The sequence below is a fragment of the Streptomyces sp. NPDC046716 genome, assembly GCF_040645755.1.
Lineage (GTDB): Bacteria > Actinomycetota > Actinomycetes > Streptomycetales > Streptomycetaceae > Streptomyces.
In genome coordinates this window covers 25,016-41,091 of the sequence record NZ_JBEYYU010000069.1, presented here as the reverse complement: position 1 = coordinate 41,091, position 16,076 = coordinate 25,016, and the positions used below count along the sequence as shown (strand labels likewise).

16 protein-coding genes are annotated in these 16,076 nt (G+C 70.2%); 10 read left to right on the top strand and 6 right to left on the bottom strand.

Features of this window, described 5'->3' with window-relative positions; all coding sequences use genetic code 11:
- Together ABZ930_RS35145 and ABZ930_RS35140 are read left to right on the top strand one after the other, a co-directional pair.
- Nucleotides 1-223: DUF1990 family protein (locus ABZ930_RS35145; RefSeq protein WP_361557366.1), on the top strand; the 223-nt coding region annotated here is incomplete at its 5' end.
- A gap of 173 nt (nt 224-396) precedes the next feature.
- The gene (locus ABZ930_RS35140; RefSeq protein WP_361557363.1) at nt 397-1,587 is read left to right on the top strand and encodes a spermidine/putrescine ABC transporter substrate-binding protein; all 1,191 of its coding nucleotides are present in this window, start codon (nt 397-399) and stop codon (nt 1,585-1,587) included.
- Between the two features lie 16 nt (nt 1,588-1,603).
- Here ABZ930_RS35140 and ABZ930_RS35135 read toward each other — a convergent pair whose 3' ends face one another.
- The 3 genes from ABZ930_RS35135 to ABZ930_RS35125 all read right to left on the bottom strand — a co-directional run bounded on the left by ABZ930_RS35135 (nt 1,604) and on the right by ABZ930_RS35125 (nt 4,723).
- Nucleotides 1,604-2,083, bottom strand: a complete 480-nt coding sequence (locus ABZ930_RS35135; RefSeq protein WP_361557360.1) for an SUKH-3 domain-containing protein — start codon at nt 2,081-2,083, stop codon at nt 1,604-1,606.
- Between the two features lie 6 nt (nt 2,084-2,089).
- Nucleotides 2,090-3,397 carry a phosphatase PAP2 family protein gene (locus tag ABZ930_RS35130; protein ID WP_361557372.1) on the bottom strand — a complete coding sequence of 436 codons (1,308 nt, stop codon included), beginning with the start codon at nt 3,395-3,397 and terminating at the stop codon, nt 2,090-2,092.
- A gap of 207 nt (nt 3,398-3,604) precedes the next feature.
- Entirely contained in the window at nt 3,605-4,723 is a 1,119-nt protein-coding gene (locus ABZ930_RS35125) for a serine hydrolase domain-containing protein (protein WP_361557357.1), read from the bottom strand.
- A 384-nt stretch (nt 4,724-5,107) separates the two neighbouring features.
- On the opposite strand from ABZ930_RS35125, the gene ABZ930_RS35120 reads away from it, so the two are divergent.
- Entirely contained in the window at nt 5,108-5,323 is a 216-nt protein-coding gene (locus tag ABZ930_RS35120; RefSeq protein ID WP_361557354.1) for a hypothetical protein, read from the top strand.
- Nucleotides 5,324-5,363: 40 nt separating this feature from the next.
- Here the strand turns inward: ABZ930_RS35120 and ABZ930_RS35115 are convergent, their stop codons facing one another.
- Both ABZ930_RS35115 and ABZ930_RS35110 read right to left on the bottom strand, forming a co-directional pair.
- Entirely contained in the window at nt 5,364-6,053 is a 690-nt protein-coding gene (locus ABZ930_RS35115; RefSeq protein ID WP_361557351.1) for a glycerophosphodiester phosphodiesterase, read from the bottom strand.
- 30 nt (nt 6,054-6,083) lie between these two features.
- Nucleotides 6,084-7,157: an adenosine deaminase gene (locus ABZ930_RS35110; protein ID WP_361557369.1), complete on the bottom strand. Its 1,074-nt coding sequence runs from the start codon at nt 7,155-7,157 to the stop codon at nt 6,084-6,086.
- A 169-nt stretch (nt 7,158-7,326) separates the two neighbouring features.
- On the opposite strand from ABZ930_RS35110, the gene ABZ930_RS35105 reads away from it, so the two are divergent.
- Nucleotides 7,327-7,968 (top strand): DUF4190 domain-containing protein, encoded by a 642-nt coding sequence (locus ABZ930_RS35105; protein ID WP_361557348.1) that lies wholly within the window; start codon nt 7,327-7,329, stop codon nt 7,966-7,968.
- 49 nt (nt 7,969-8,017) lie between these two features.
- Here ABZ930_RS35105 and ABZ930_RS35100 read toward each other — a convergent pair whose 3' ends face one another.
- Nucleotides 8,018-8,569 (bottom strand): NADAR family protein, encoded by a 552-nt coding sequence (locus ABZ930_RS35100; RefSeq protein WP_361557345.1) that lies wholly within the window; start codon nt 8,567-8,569, stop codon nt 8,018-8,020.
- Between the two features lie 218 nt (nt 8,570-8,787).
- Between ABZ930_RS35100 and ABZ930_RS35095 the strand changes: the two genes are divergently transcribed.
- The 6 genes from ABZ930_RS35095 to ABZ930_RS35070 all read left to right on the top strand — a co-directional run bounded on the left by ABZ930_RS35095 (nt 8,788) and on the right by ABZ930_RS35070 (nt 16,065).
- Nucleotides 8,788-10,329, top strand: a complete 1,542-nt coding sequence (locus ABZ930_RS35095) for a gamma-aminobutyraldehyde dehydrogenase (protein ID WP_361557342.1) — start codon at nt 8,788-8,790, stop codon at nt 10,327-10,329.
- Nucleotides 10,330-10,399: 70 nt separating this feature from the next.
- Nucleotides 10,400-11,665, top strand: a complete 1,266-nt coding sequence (locus ABZ930_RS35090; protein WP_361557339.1) for a spermidine/putrescine ABC transporter substrate-binding protein — start codon at nt 10,400-10,402, stop codon at nt 11,663-11,665.
- Between the two features lie 48 nt (nt 11,666-11,713).
- Entirely contained in the window at nt 11,714-12,886 is a 1,173-nt protein-coding gene (locus ABZ930_RS35085; protein ID WP_361557336.1) for an ABC transporter ATP-binding protein, read from the top strand.
- The gene (locus tag ABZ930_RS35080) at nt 12,883-13,812 is read left to right on the top strand and encodes an ABC transporter permease (RefSeq protein WP_361557333.1); all 930 of its coding nucleotides are present in this window, start codon (nt 12,883-12,885) and stop codon (nt 13,810-13,812) included. The genes ABZ930_RS35085 and ABZ930_RS35080 overlap by 4 nt, the downstream gene beginning before the upstream one ends.
- On the top strand, nt 13,812-14,609 hold the full coding sequence (locus ABZ930_RS35075) for an ABC transporter permease (protein WP_361557330.1): 798 nt from the start codon (nt 13,812-13,814) through the stop codon (nt 14,607-14,609). Before ABZ930_RS35080 ends, ABZ930_RS35075 begins: the two co-directional genes overlap by 1 nt.
- Nucleotides 14,610-14,646: 37 nt before the next feature.
- On the top strand, nt 14,647-16,065 hold the full coding sequence (locus ABZ930_RS35070) for an FAD-binding oxidoreductase (protein ID WP_361557327.1): 1,419 nt from the start codon (nt 14,647-14,649) through the stop codon (nt 16,063-16,065).
- The last annotated feature ends 11 nt before the right edge of the window (nt 16,066-16,076 follow it).

Below are 16,076 nucleotides of genomic sequence, written 5' to 3'. Positions count from 1 at the left end.
GGGTTTTTTGTTGGGTTCTGTGCCCGGTTTTGTGGTGTGGGGTGTTGTGGGGTTCGTCGTCGAGCTCGACGACGACGGCTCGGTGTGGTTCCGGGTACGGGCGTTCTCGCGGCCCGGGCGGTGGTTCGTGCGGGTCGGGGGGCCGGTGGCCCGCCGGGTGCAGTTGTGGGTGACCCGGCGGTATCTGCGGGCGGTTGTCCGTGCCTGCTCCGACGCGCCGTAAGAGGTTCTGTTCGTTCGCGGGTGCTGCGCCGCCGTGGCTGGTCGCGCGGTTCCCCGCGCCCCTGCGGGGCGCGGCCCCATCGACAGGGTGATCGGCTGTGCACCGGTCCGCTCGACGCAGCGTCCATTGTTCTCGGGATGGTGTGACGGCATTCTTCGAGCGTGCGAGCCAACATGATCAGCCCCCGAGTCACCCGTCGATCCCTGCTCCGCGCCCTCGGCGGCGGGGCCACGGCCGCGGCGGTCGGTGCCCTCGCCACCGGCTGCGGGGTGCCGGCCGCCTATGTCGCGCCGGGCGACCGCGGCGCCCAGGACAGGTCCTCCACCGACAAGCGGCTCACCTGGGCGAACTGGCCGCTCTACATCGACGTGGACGACGACGACACGTCGAAGCGGCCGACCCTGGACGCGTTCGAGAAGCAGAGCGGCATCCAGGTCAAGTACACCGAGGAGATCAACGACAACGACGAGTTCTTCGGGAAGATCAGCCCGTCGCTGATGAACCACCAGAAGACCGGCCGGGACCTCATCGTCATCTCCGACTGGATGTGCGCCCGCTTCGTGCGGCTCGGCTGGGTCCAGGAGATGGACCGTGCCCGCCAGCCCCACGTCACCGAGTACCTGGATCCGCTGCTGCGTTCGCCTGCCTTCGACCCCGGCCGCAAGTACACCGTGCCGTGGCAGTCCGGCATCACCGGCATCGCGTACAACAAGCGCCGCCTCGGGCGCGAGATCAAGCACGTCTCGGATCTCTGGGCCGACGACCTGGCCGGCCGGGTCACCCTCCTGTCCGGCCTCGACGAGTCCTTCGCGCTCCTCATGCAGGGCAACGGCGTCGACATCACCCGGTGGACCGCCGCCGACTTCGACAAGATCTGCGACCAGGTCGAGAAGCTGGTGAAGTCCCAGCACATCCGCCGCTTCACCGGCAACGACTACATCAAGGACCTCTCCAGCGGCGACGTCCTCGCCTGCCAGGCCTACAGCGGCGACATCATCCAGCTCCAGGCCGACGACCCGGACATCGAGTTCGTCGTGCCGGAGGAGGGCGCCGAGCTGTGGGCCGAGTCCCTGATGATCCCCAACCTCGCCGACCACAAGGCCAACGCCGAGCAGCTGATCGACTACTACTACCGGCCCGAGGTCGCCGCCGAACTGGCCGCGTGGGTCAACTACGTCTGCCCCGTCCCGGCCGCCCGCGACATCCTCGCCGACGCCAGGGACAAGGAGACGGCCGCCCTGGCCGAGGACCCCCTGATCTTCCCGGACGACGCGATGCGCTCCCGGCTCGCCATCGCCCGCGACATCACGTCCGAGGAACGCACCGAGTTCGCGAAGCGGTGGAACGCGATCGCGGGGCTGTAGCGCGGACGCGCCGGATCTACCAGACGTAATAGGGGTCCGCGTAGGGAAGCGGATACCCGCGCGAATAGTTCATCAGGGCCGAGTACTTGTCGTCGCCGAGGAAGTACACGCCGGACCAGTGCTGGTAGAAGAAGCGTGAGGCTTCGTCGATGAGGACCGTTCCGACGTCGTACGTGTCGTACGCGACCGGGAAGACCTTCTTCCTCAGCGCGTCGGCCAGTTCTTGGATGTCCTCGCCCGCGCCCCGGTACGTGAGAAACGGAAAGAACTCCACCTTGTCGTCGTTCGAGCTGTTGAGGGGCGCGACGAGGCCGATGTGCTCGCGCAGGAAGTCCAGAGCGGGCGGGATGATGTCGAGGCTGCTCCCGTCCTCGCGGAAGGCCTCCTGCGCGTCCGCGATCTCGGCGGCGGCGAGCTCGTCGCACCGGCGGCCCGGGTACCACCCGGCGTCCGTCAGCCAGGCGTCGACCTCCACGGGAGACTTCAGTACGGGCACGGCTCCTCAGGCGAGTTCGGGCTGCGGCTCCGCCGTCTTGGGCTCCGGGTGGACCGGTGGGGTCGGGGCCGGGTTCCAGGACCGGGTGGTGCGCAGGAAGTACGCGATCACCGAGGCCATCGCGAGCAGCAGCAGCGGACCGAACAGCCAGGGGTGGGTCGCCAGTTCGCGCGGCAGGTAGCGGTACGCGACCAGCAGCGCGGCGAAGACCACCGTGCCGTAGGAGACCAGGCGGACCGCCGACAGGTCCCAGCCGCGGGCGAAGGCGCGCATGGCCGCCTCGATCGTCAGCGCGAACACCACACCGGCGATCAGGTCCACGCCGTAGTGGTAGCCGAAGCCCAGCGTCGCGCTGAGCGTGGCCACCAGCCAGAACGCGCCCGCGTACCGCATGGGGCGCGAGCCCTTGCGGGTGTGGATGAACAGCGAGGTGGCCCAGGCCGTGTGCAGGCTGGGCATGCAGTTGCGCGGGGTGATCTCGTCGAACAGGACCGGGTGCGGGGTGCCGATCGCCGGCAGCACGTCGGGCCACACGTGGGAGACGGCCCAGGCCCCGCCCTCGGCGCCGTACGCGTAGACCGGGCCGACGACCGGGAAGATCATGTAGATCGCGGGTCCGACCAGACCGATGACCAGGAACGTACGCACGAGGTGGTGGGCCGGGAAGCGGCGGTCCTTCGCCACGTTGCGCAGCTGGTAGAGGCCCACGAGCGCGGCCGCCAGCGGGAGCTGGCCGTAGACCACGTTGAGGAGGTTGCCGCCGACCGGGCCGACCGCTTCCAGGATCCGGCCCGCCACCCAGGACGGGTTGCCGAGCGCGTGGTCGGCTAGGGCCACGTACGGGTCGAGGACCTGCGGGTGTTCCTTGGCGGTGATGAGCAGCCAGGTGTCACCCGTCTTGTGGCCGAACACCAGGAGCATGCCGAGGCCGCAGCCCTTGAGCAGCAGCGACCGTTCGGTACCGGTGTGGCGTGCGACCGCGACGACCGCGAGGCCGAGGATCACCCACAGCGCGCCGTTGCCGAAGTTCATGTCGGCGCCGACCACCAGGCGCACGAGCCAGAAGACGACGTCGATGCCGACCGCCGTGGCCGCCGCGATCATCCGCTGCCGCCAGGTGAGCACCACCATCGCCAGCGCCAGACCGGCGTACAGCAGGGGTCCCGAGTGCGGCGCGAAGATCAGCTCCTGCGCCTCGACGGTCAGCGGCCCCGGCTGCCCGTAGCGGCGTGCCGCGAACTCCAGCGCGATGAGGAACCCGGCGGTCGCCACCCCTGCCGCGCCCCACAGGACGAAGCGCGGGCGGCGCCACAGCGGGCCGGGGTGGTCGGACGGGGATATTCGAGAGGGTGTGGTCGTCAATGGTCCGGCTCATCGGGTGCGGGCAACGGGCATGAGCTTCTGGTGAAGAACAGGTGACCCAGGTGGTCGTGACAGCTGGAACATGCTAGCTCCACAGGGTTCCGCCTGACAGGGGCAGTCCGGAACCCGACGCGGCAGCTCAGCGGGGTGTGCGGCGGGTCACACGGTCCGCACGGCGGCCATGACGATGCGCTCGGCGACGGGGTTCATCTCCTCACCCTTCGCGTCGGTGGCGTTGACCGAGTAGACGAGGGTCCGGGACAGATTCCGGGTCGCGGCGAGCGCCGCGCTGTAGCCGTACCGGGAGCCGGTCTTGCCCCAGTAGGTCCGGCCGCCGAGCTCGATGCGCTGCAGCCCCGCGCTCATCGTGGCGCCGTCGATTCCGGCCGGCACGGTGAACATCTCCCTCAGCTGCCGCGGGGGCACGATCCGGCCCCTGAAGAGGGCGACGAGCAGCCGCTCCAGATCGGCGGTGGTGGAGATGATGTCGCCCGCGGCCTGCCGGTCGGTCTGCACCCACCGCGTCACGTCGACGAACGCGCCGTCCACCAGCTGGTAGCCGTGGTTGTGCGGGCCGTGGATCGTCCGGTCGGTGCCCGGGAAGTACGTGTCGCGCATCCCCGCCGGGCGCAGCACGAGACGCGTGGCCACGTCCGCGTACGCCTGCCCGGTGAGCTGTTCGATCAGCAGGCCGAGGAGGGTGTAGTTGATGTTGAGGTAGTGCTGCTGGGTGCCCGGCGCGAACTCCGGGCCCTTGGCCAGCGCCGACGCCGCCACCTCGGCGGGCGCGACCACGTCGAAGCGGTGCGCGTACTGGTCGGCGAACGCGTCGCCCCAGCCGTCGGCGAACCGTATACCGGACGTGTGGTTGAGCAACTGCCGTACGGAGATGGGCCGGTGGAAGTCCGTGCCGCGGAAGAGGCGGGGCAGGTGGCGCTGGACCGGTGCGTCCAGGTCGATCCGGCGCGCGGCCGCGAGCTTCAGCACGGTCGCGGCGGTGACCACCTTCGTCGTCGAACCGGCGCGGAAGCGGGCGTGCGGGTCGGCGGCCCGCCCGGACGCGAGATCGTGCACGCCACCGGACCCGTGCCAGGTACCGGCGGTACCGCCGACCCGTACGAGGGCGGCGGTGGCGTCGTCGTCCGGCAGACCGGAGACGGCGCGCCGCAGGGCCGCCGTATCGAGTCCTCCGGTGCGAGGGGCGGCGGTCGCGGGCCCCGCGAGGGCCGGGGCGGCGGCGAGGGCGGCGGACAGTCCGAGAAAGGCACGACGCTTCAACGGGGGCTCCTGGGTGGGGTGTTCGCACGGTGTCCGTACGGGTTGGCCGGCCGGTGCCGGTCGACGCGATCACCTTCGCGCGGTGCGCTCCGCTGGGCATCCTGTCCACGGACGACACGAACCCTGGGCCGGCCCCCCGGGTTCCCCTAGGTACTGTCCGTGCGTCGCGCGCCCGCCGCGCGGTCTCACAGGATCCCAGGCCGCCGGGTCCGCGTGACGGTTCTCGGGCGGGCCGGGCATCGCCAGGACTGCGGGCAGGCAGTCGCTCATGTTGTCGGTCCTCGTTGCTGTGTCGGATCTCTGGCCGCGGAATTTGGACAGTACGGATCTCGTCTGGCAACGTCGCCCGTCCGACCCCGATGACACCGGAAGGCGGTGCGGAAGATGACCGAGGTGAGCACGCGCAGCGTCCGGGACGCCGCTGTCGCCACGCGCCTGCGCAGGACGACGACCCTCGACGTTCCGGAGGACTTCGAGACGTGGTCCGTGGCGGACCTCGCGGACTGGCTCCACGACACGGAGGACGACCCGCAGGTGTCCGACGAGGACTTCTACCAGGCCCGCAAGGCCGTGCAGATGCTGGGCGTCGAGGACGTCTGATCCCTGGGACGACGACCCGGCGCCGCTTCCGCCGGCCGCGTCAGGCGGCGCCGCGCAGCCCCGTCAGGACGTCGATGCGGTTCGTCGTGATCGAGTCGACGCCGATGTCGAGGAGGCGGCGCATCGACGACCTCGTGTCCGGGGTCCAGACCGAGACGAGCCGGCCGTCGCGGTGGATGCGGGCCGCAAGGTCGCGATCGACCAGGGAGAAGCGGTAGTTGAGCCAGTGCGGGCGGATCGCCGCGAGCAGGGCCGGGCGGGGCGGGGCCAGGGTCGTCCAGGTGAGGGCGATCTCGGCGGCCGGGTCGGCGGCGCGGACCATGAGCATCGTCTCGGCGCCCGCGCAGTAGTAGACGCGGTCCTCGGCGCCGGCGTCGCGGATGGTGCCGACGATCGTGCGCACCGCCTTCGCCGTGGCGCCCGGCAGGTCGACCATCAGCCGGGCGTCGGTGCCGGCGGTCGCGGTCAGCGCCTCGGCGAGGGTGGGCACACCGCCCGCCGTCACCTCGCGCACCTCCGGGGCGGAGAGCGCGGCCAGCGGGCGGTCGTGGTCCCAGAGCCGCTTCAGCGTCGCGTCGTGCAGCAGGACGGGTACGCCGTCGCGCGTCAGGCGGACGTCGACCTCCACGGCGTCCGCGCCCCGGTCCAGCGCGGAGCGCAGGGACGGGAGGGTGTTCTCGCGGACGCGGTAGGGGTCGCCTCGGTGGGCCACGGCAGTCACGGTGCGCATGGGCCCATTCTGGCGTCCCGGCAGGCCGCCCTACGCGCCCGCGAGCCAGTCGCGCGTGTACGTGTCGATCTCGTCGGCGATCCGGGCCTTGCCGGGCGCGTCGAGGAAGGAGGCGTGCACCGCGTTCTTGGCGAGCTCGGCGACGCCCCGCTCGTCGAGGCCGAGGAGACGCGCGGCGACCTCGTACTCGTGGTTGAGGTCCGTGGCGAACATCGGCGGGTCGTCCGAGTTGATGGTGACGGTCACGCCCGCGTCGACGAACTGCTTCAGCGGGTGCTCGTCGAGGGTGCGCACGGCGCGGGTCGCGATGTTCGAGGTCGGGCAGACCTCCAGCGGGATGCCGTGCTCGGCGAGGTGCGCGAGCAGCTTCGGGTCCCGGGCGGAGGACGTGCCGTGGCCGATGCGCTCGGCGCGCAGTTCGGTCAGGGCGTCCCAGACCGACTCCGGGCCGGTCGTCTCACCGGAGTGCGGCACCGAGTGCAGACCGGCCGCGATCGCCCGGTCGAAGTACGGCTTGAACTGCGGGCGCGGGACGCCGATCTCGGGTCCGCCGAGCCCGAACGAGACCAGGCCCTCGGGGCGCAGCCGGTCGTCCGTGGCCAGCCGCGCCGTCTCCTCCGCCGATTCGAGCCCCGCCTCGCCCGGGATGTCGAAGCACCAGCGCAGGACCGTGCCGAACTCCGCCTCGGCCGCCTTGCGGGCGTCCTCGATCGCGTCCATGAACGCGCGGGCGTCGATGCCGCGCCGGGTCGACGAGAAGGGCGTGAGGGTCAGCTCCGCGTACCGCACGTTCTGCCGGGCCATGTCGCGGGCCACCTCGAACGTGAGGAGCCGGACGTCCTCCGGGGTGCGGATCAGGTCGACGACCGACAGGTAGACCTGGATGAAGTGGGCGAAGTCCTTGAAGGTGAAGAACTCCGTGAGCCGCTCGATGTCCTTCGGAACCGACGAGTCGGGGTGCCGGGCGGCAAGCTCCGACACGATCCGGGGAGAGGCCGACCCCACGTGGTGGACGTGGAGTTCTGCTTTCGGCAGTCCGGCGACGAAGGTCTGCAGGTTCGTGCTCTCGGAGCTCACGGTTTCCTCCCCAGGAACTTGGGTGATCGGCTGATCGGGGTCCTGGGCATCGTATGCGGACGCCCCGACGGCGACGGCCCGGCCTCCGGAAACGGGCGCGGGACCTGCCGGTCTCCGGGGGAGGACCACGCCCTAGCATGTCCGGGTACGCGCAGTGGACAACGTACGCGCAGCAGACCACGGAGGGGGCCCGCACATGACCGGCGGCAGCACACCGCAGGACCGCGACCCCTGGGCCCCGCCGCAGAGCGTGCCGCTGTCGAAGGCGTCGGACGCGACACCGGATCTGCACGACCGGCAGACCGTCACGTCGATGCCGCTCGCCCCCGGACCGCAGGCACCGCCCCCGCCGCAGCCCGCCCCGGCGCCGTACGCACCCCCGCCCGCACCGCAGGACCACAGCCCGGTGCCGCCGCCCCCGATCTCCCCCGAAGGGCCCGGTCAGCCGGTCCCCGGCGCCCAGTACGGCTACCCGGGCCCGCAGTACGGCTACCCCGGCCCCCAGTACGGCCAGCAGGCGCCGCAGTACCCCGCGCCGTACGGCGCCCCGCAGAACTACGCGTACTGGGGGCAGCAGAGCATGATGCCCGCCCAGCCCAGCAACGGGCTCGGGGTCGCCGCGATGGTCCTCGGCATCGTCTCGGACGTGCTGTTCCTGATGTGGCCCATCGCCATCCTCTGCGGAATCCTCGCCATCGTCTTCGGAGCCATGGGCCGCGGGAAGGCCAGGCGCGGCGAGGCGGCCAACCCGGGCCAGGCGCTCGCCGGCATCATCTGCGGCTCGGTCGGCATCGTGCTCGCCGTCGGCTTCGTCGCGGCGATCATCGCCACCTTCTAGAGCCGCCGCTTCTGGCTTCTGGAGCCGCCGATTCTGGAGCCGCCGCGCGTCAGCCTCGCAGCCGCTCCCGCGCCGCCATCAGCGCGAAGCCCAGCAGATTCGGCCCCCGCCACTTCTCCGGGTCCTGCGCCGCGGGGTCGTCCGCCGCGAGGCCGATGCCCCACACCTGGTCCACCGGGCTGGCCTCGACCAGCACCCGCTCCCCGGTGCCGAGCAGGAACGCCCGCAGCGCCGGGTCGGAGCGGAACTTGTGCACGCTGCCCTCGGTGACGACGCCGAACCGCTCGCGCCGCCACACCGCGTCGTCGAACCCGCGCACGAGGCGCCCCGCCTTCTTGGCCTGCGACGGATGCCCGGCCTCCAGCGCCATCCGCTCGGCATCGGCGTCACCGAAGAGCCGGGCCTTCGCCGCCATCATCCAGTGCTCGGCCGTCGCGTACTCCACCCCGTCCACCGTGAACGGCGACGGCCACCACTGACTGAGACAGCTCGCCCCCAGCTCCCCGTCCGCCCGCGCGGCGTGTCCCCAGAAGTGCAGGTACTTCACCCGGGCCCCCGCCCCCAGGGCCGCCACCAGCGATTCCCTGCTGTTGATCTCCATACACGGGAGTTTGGCACGCACCACTGACACTCCGTCCTGGGTTTTCCAGGCTGACTCGACACCTGGTCGACAGATTCCGTCGCGTAACCAAAAGGCAACAACGGAATCACTTGTTGGAGTAGTAGGGCTCTGTCAGGATCGGCACTCAAATCGAGCTGGAGCCACGCCGGTGCCCGCGGGACGGGATCTCCGGCGGAGGAGAGCGAGAGCGAGCACTCATGCACAACCCCACCTCGGCCAACCCCCTCTCGGCCACGTCCGTCACCGCCTCCGTACAGGAACGGTTCGCCGACGGCGCGAACCACATCGCGGGCCGCCTCACCAAGGGCACCTCCGGCCGCACCCACGCGGTCGTCGACCCGGCCACCGGCGCCGAGGTCTACACGTACGAGCTGGCGGGCCCGGACGACGTGGACGCCGCCGTCGCCGCCGCCCGCGCGGCCTTCCCCGGCTGGTCGGGCCTGACGCCGGGCGAGCGGTCCGACGCGATGCACAGGTTCGCGGCCGTGCTCGGCGAGTGGGCCGAGGAGTTCGCCCGGTTCGAGTCGCTGCAGTGCGGCAAGCCGATCAAGCTGAGCCGCGAGTTCGACGTGCCGGGCACCGTCGACAACACCGCGTTCTTCGCGGGCGCCGCCCGCCACCTCCAGGGGCAGTCGGCGGGGGAGTACAGCGGCGACCACACCTCGTACGTACGCCGTGAGCCGATCGGAGTCGTCGGCTCCATCGCGCCCTGGAACTACCCGCTCCAGATGGCCGCCTGGAAGGTCCTGCCGGCCATCGCCGCGGGCAACACCATCGTGCTCAAGCCCGCCGAGCTGACCCCCTTCACCTCGCTGCTGTTCGCCGAGGCCGCCGTCGCGGCCGGACTGCCCGAGGGCGTCGTCAACGTCGTCACCGGTGCGGGCCGCGACGCCGGTGAGCACCTGGTCGGCCACCCCGACGTCGCCATGACCTCCTTCACCGGCTCGACCGGCGTCGGCAAGCGCGTCGCCGAGATCGCCACCGCGACCGTCAAGCGGCTCCACCTGGAGCTGGGCGGCAAGGCCCCGTTCCTCGTGTTCGACGACGCCGACCTCGACGCGGCCGTGCACGGCGCCGTCGCCGGCGCGCTCATCAACACCGGGCAGGACTGCACCGCCGCCACGCGCGCGTACGTGCAGCGTCCGCTCTACGACGCGTTCGTCGAGAAGACCGCCGCCCTGATGGAGACCGTCCGGCTCGGCGACCCCTTCGCCGAGGACACCGACCTCGGGCCGCTCATCTCGCACGCCCACCGCGACCGCGTCGCCGGTTTCGTCGACCGGGCACGCGCCTACGCGCGCGTGGTCACCGGCGGCGAGGCCCCTGACCATCCGGGCGCCTACTACAAGCCCACCCTCGTCGCCGACGCCCCGCAGGACAGCGAGATCGTCCAGTCCGAGATCTTCGGCCCGGTCCTGGTCGTGCTGCCCTTCGACAGCGACGACGAAGGCATCGCGCTGGCCAACGACACCCCGTACGGGCTCGCCGCCTCCGCCTGGTCGACCAACGTCTTCCGCGCCAACCGCGCCACCCGCGAGATCAAGGCCGGCTGCGTCTGGGTCAACGACCACATCCCGATCCTCAGCGAGATGCCCCACGGCGGCTACAAGGCATCCGGCTTCGGCAAGGACATGTCCGCCTACTCCTTCGAGGAGTACACGCAGGTCAAGCACGTCATGTTCGACAACACCGCGGTGGTCCGCAAGGACTGGCACCGCACCGTCTTCGGGGACCGATAGCCACTTGGCCGCCTGACTCACGGCCGACTCCACCCTCCCGCAAGGGACTCCCGAAAGGGCAATCACGCGCATGGAGCAGTACGAGCCCGACCGCCTGTCCCCGGCCCAACTGGCCGCGATGAGGCGCAGCTTCCGCAACGGCAGGGCCTCGGCGACAGCGCCACTGGCCCGCCGCTCCCTGCTGCGCGCCTCGGCGGGCGGCGTGTTCGCCGTCGGCGGGCTCGGCGCTCTCAGCGCCTGCGGCATCCCCGCGGCGAGCAAGTCCTCGGGAGGCGTCTCGTCCGAGGACCACTCGGCCAAGGAGAAGACGGTCAACTTCTCCAACTGGACCGAGTACATCGACCTCAGCAAGGACAAGAAGCACCACCCGAGCCTGGACGCGTTCGCCCGGCGCACCGGGATCAAGGTGAAGTACACCGAGGACATCAACGACAACGTCGAGTTCTTCGGCAAGATCAAGCCGCAGCTCGCGGCGGGCCAGGACACCGGACGCGACATCATCGTCCTCACCGACTGGCTCGCCGCCCGCCTCATCCGCTACGGCTGGGTGCAGAAGCTGGACGCGGCGAACCTGCCGCACGCCTTCACCAACCTGTCCGGACAGTTCCGCGACCCCGACTGGGACCCCGGGCGCGCCTACTCCTACCCCTGGCAGGGCATCGCCACCGTCATCGCGTACAACGTGAAGGCGACCGGCGGCAAGGAGATCACCTCCGTCTCCGAGCTCCTGGACGACCCGAAGCTCAAGGGCAAGGTCGGGCTGCTCTCCGAGATGCGCGACACCATCGGCATGACGCTCCTGGACATGGGCAAGGACCCGCGCGACTTCAGGACCGACGACTTCGACGCGGCCGTCGCCCGCGTCCAGAAGGCCGTCGACAACAAGCAGGTCCGCCGCTTCACCGGCAACGACTACATCGCCGACCTCAACCAGGGCGACCTCGCGGCCTGTCTGGCCTGGGCCGGTGACGTCGTCCAGCTCCAGGCCGACAACCCCGACGTGCGGTTCGCGATACCCGACGCCGGCTACATCACGTCGACCGACAACATGCTGATCCCCAACAAGGCGCGTCACAAGACGAACGCCGAGAAGCTCATGGACTACTTCTACGAGCCGGCCGTCGGCGCCGAACTCGCCAACGCCATCAACTACGTCACCCCGCTGGAGAGCACCGTCGTCAAGGCGGAGCTGGCCAAGCTGGACAAGGACGCGGCCGCCGACCCGCTGATCGTCCCCGATAAGGCCATGTCGGCCAAGGCGCACGGCTTCCGGTCGCTCAGCGCCAAGGAAGAGACGTCGTACGAGCAGAAGTTCGCCCAGCTCACCGGCGGCTGAACCGGTGCCCGCTGCCCACCCCCTTCCCCCGGACTCCTTGGACTCACCATGACGACGCATCCTCAGAGCGACCACGGCGGCGACGTACGTCTCACCGGCATCAGCAAGACGTACGACAACGGCTTCACGGCCGTCCAGCCGCTCGACCTCACCGTCCCGCAGGGCTCCTTCTTCGCGCTCCTCGGCGCCTCCGGCTGCGGAAAGACCACCACGCTGCGCATGATCGCGGGCCTGGAGGAGCCGACCACCGGCACCGTGATGCTCGGCGACCAGGACGTCACGGGACTGCCGCCCTACAAGCGGCCCGTGAACACCGTCTTCCAGTCGTACGCGCTCTTCCCGCACCTCGACATCTTCGAGAACGTCGCCTTCGGACTGCGCCGCCGCGGCATCAAGTCGGTGAAGAAGCAGGTCGAGGACATGCTCGACCTGGTGCAGCTCGGCGAGCACAAGCGCAAGAAGCCGCACCAGCTCTCCGGCGGCCAGCAGCAGCGCGTCGCCGTCGCCCGCGCCCTCATCAACCACCCCAAGGTGCTGCTGCTCGACGAGCCGCTCGGCGCCCTCGACCTCAAGCTGCGCCGCCAGATGCAGCTGGAGCTCAAGCGCATCCAGACCGAGGTGGGCATCACCTTCATCCACGTCACGCACGACCAGGAGGAGGCCATGACCATGGCCGACACCGTCGCCGTGATGAACCAGGGCCGCGTCGAACAGCTCGGCGCCCCCACCGACCTGTACGAGAACCCGGGTTCGACGTTCGTCGCGAACTTCCTCGGCACCTCGAACTTCATCGAGGCCGAGATCGCGGGCCGGGCCGGCGACGACCTCACCCTGCGGGCCGGCGACGGCAAGCTCGTACTGCCCAGCGCCCGATGTTCCGCCGCCTCCACCGCCACCGGCGAGAAGGTGCTGCTCGGCGTGCGCCCCGAGAAGATCTCCCTCACCCACGCCGACGACGCCTCCGAGATCCCCGACGGCCGCAACCGCATCACCGGCCGGATCGCCGACTCGTCGTTCATCGGCGTCTCCACGCAGTACGTCGTCGACAGCCCGCTCTGCGACGCGTTCGAGGTCTACGCCCAGAACATCGAGCGGGACGCACGGCTCGCGCCCGGTGCCGAGGTCGTCCTGCACTGGAACCCCGCGCACACCTTCGGTCTGGACGCGGACCAGGACGCCGAGGCGGGCGTGGAGAAGGTCTCGGAGGACGCGAACGCATGAGCACGACTCTCACCGAGGCGCCCGGGACGCCGTCCGAGGTCCCGGCCCCCCGCAAGCCGAAGCGGCGCGGCCGTCTCGTCCCGTACTGGCTGCTGCTGCCCGGCATGCTCTGGCTGATCGTTTTCTTCGCGCTGCCGATGATCTACCAGGCCTCCACCTCCGTACAGCAGGGGTCGCTGGAGGACGGCTACACCGTCACCTGGCACTTCGCCACCTACTGGGACGCGCTGTCCGAGTACTGGCCGCAGTTCCTGCGGTCCGTGCTGTACGCGGGGCTCGCCACCATCCTGTGCCTGCTGCTCGGCTACCCGCTGGCCTACCTGATCGCGTTCCGCGCGGGCCGCTGGCGCAACGTCATCATGGTCCTGGTCATCGCGCCGTTCTTCACCAGCTTCCTGATCCGCACGCTCGCCTGGAAGACGATCCTCGCCGACAACGGCGTCGTCGTGAGCACGCTCAACTCGCTGCATCTGCTCGACGTCACCACCTGGCTCGGCATGACCGACGGCGACAGAGTCCTCGCCACCCCGCTCGCGGTGGTCTGCGGCCTCACGTACAACTTCCTGCCGTTCATGGTCCTGCCGCTCTACACCTCGCTGGAGCGGATCGACGGCCGGCTGCACGAGGCGGCGGGCGATCTGTACGCGTCGCCGATCACCACCTTCCGCAAGGTGACCTTCCCGCTGTCGATGCCGGGCGTCGTCTCCGGCACGCTGCTCACCTTCATCCCGGCGACCGGCGACTACGTCAACGCGGACCTGCTCGGCTCCACCGACACCCGCATGGTCGGCAACGTCATCCAGACGCAGTTCCTGCGCATCCTCGACTACCCGACGGCGGCGGCGCTCTCCTTCATCCTCATGGCGGCCATTCTCTTCATGGTCACCTTCTACATTCGCCGTTCCGGAACGGAGGATCTGGTCTGATGTCCTTCGTACGCTGGATACGCCGCAATCTGGTGGTGCTCGCGGGCCTGATCACGCTCGCCTATCTCCTCCTGCCGAACGTCGTCGTCACGGTCTTCTCCTTCAACAAGCCGAAGGGCCGCTTCAATTACGAGTGGCAGGAATTCTCGGTCGACGCCTGGAAGAATCCGTGCGGGGTGGCCGACATGTGCGGCTCGCTCTCGCTCAGCCTCCAGATCGCCTTCTGGGCCACGCTCGGCGCGACCGCGCTCGGCACGATGATCGCCTTCGCCCTGGTCCGCTACCGCTTCCGGGCGCGCGGCGCGGTGAACTCGCTGATCTTCCTGCCGATGGCCATGCCGGAGGTCGTGATGGCGGCCTCGCTGCTCACGCTCTTCCTCAACATGGGCGCTCAGCTGGGCTTCTGGACGATCCTGATCGCCCACATCATGTTCTGCCTGAGCTTCGTGGTGACCGCCGTGAAGGCGCGCGTGATGTCGATGGACCCGCGCCTGGAGCAGGCCGCGCAGGACCTGTACGCCGGTCCGGTGCAGACGTTCCTGCGCGTGACGCTGCCCATCGCCGCACCCGGGATCGCGGCGGGCGCCCTGCTCGCCTTCGCGCTCTCCTTCGACGATTTCATCATCACGAATTTCAACGCGGGCTCGACCGTGACCTTCCCCATGTTCGTCTGGGGATCGGCGCAGCGCGGTACGCCCGTTCAGATCAATGTCATCGGTACGGCCATGTTCCTGGTCGCCGTACTGTGTGTGCTTGCCGGAATGATGGTCGGCAGGCGAAAGAACAAGAGTTCCTGAACCACGGGGGCTCCGAATTTCTGAGGGAGTTGGAATCATGGCCGCTGGTGCCATGAATCGCTGGACCCAATCCTTGGCCGACGCCAAGCCGGTCGCGTACTGGCTCGACGACCCCGGCCGCCCCGAGGCCCGCCCCGCCCTCACCGGCGACGAGCACTGCGACCTGCTGGTCGTGGGCGGCGGCTACAGCGGCCTGTGGACGGCGCTGCTCGCCAAGGAGCGCGACCCGGGCCGTGACGTGGTCCTCGTCGAGGGCAAGGAGATCGGCTGGGCCGCCTCCGGGCGCAACGGCGGCTTCTGCGCCGCCTCCCTCACGCACGGCACGGCCAACGGGCTGACCCGCTGGCCGAAGGAGATCAAGAAGCTGGAGGAGCTGGGCGCCGCCAACCTCGACGCCATCGAGGCGGCGGTCGCCCGCTACTCCATCGACTGCGACTTCGAGCGCACCGGCGAGCTGGACGTGGCCACCCGGCCGCACCAGGTCACCGAACTGCGCGAGTTCCACGAGGAGCTGGGCGAGGCCGGCCTCGCCGACGGCCTGGAACTCCTCGACGCGGAGCAGACCCGCGAGCAGGTGAACTCGCCGACCTTCCAGGGCGCCCTGTACGACCGCGACGGCGTCGCCATGCTCCACCCGGCGAAGCTGGCCTGGGGCCTCAAGCAGGCCTGCCTCGACCTCGGTGTCCGCGTCTACGAGAACACCCCGGCCACACGGCTCGCCTCGAACGGCACGGGCGTCGCCGTCCGCACCCCGTACGGCCGGGTCTTCGCCCGGCACGCGGCGCTCGGCACGAACGTCTTCCCGTCGCTGGTCAAGCGGGTGCGCTCGTACACCGTCCCGGTCTACGACTACGCGCTGATGACCGAGCCGCTGAGCGCGGACCAGCTGGCCTCGATCGGCTGGAAGAACCGCCAGGGACTCGGCGACTCGGCCAACCAGTTCCACTACTTCCGGCTCTCCGCCGACAACCGGATCCTGTGGGGCGGCTACGACGCCGTCTATCCGTACGGCGGCCGGGTCCGCGCCGAGCACGACCACCGTCCGGAGACGTACGCGAAGCTGGCCGAGCACTTCTTCACCTGCTTCCCGCAGCTGGAGGGCGCGCGCTTCACGCACGCGTGGGGCGGCGCGATCGACACCTGCTCGCGGTTCTCGGCGTTCTTCGGCACCGCGCACTCGGGCAAGGTGGCGTACGCGGCCGGGTATACCGGGCTCGGCGTCGGCGCGACGCGCTTCGGCGCGGACGTGATGCTCGACCTGCTGTCGGGGGAGCGCACGGAGCGCACGGAGCTGGAGATGGTCCGCTCCAAGCCGCTGCCGTTCCCGCCCGAGCCGTTCGCGTACACCGGCATCGCGCTCACCAAGTGGTCGCTTGCCCGCGCCGACGACAACGGCGGCCGCCGGAACGTGTGGCTGAAGGCGATGGACGCGGTGGGGCTCGGCTTCGACAGCTGAGCCCGGGGCGT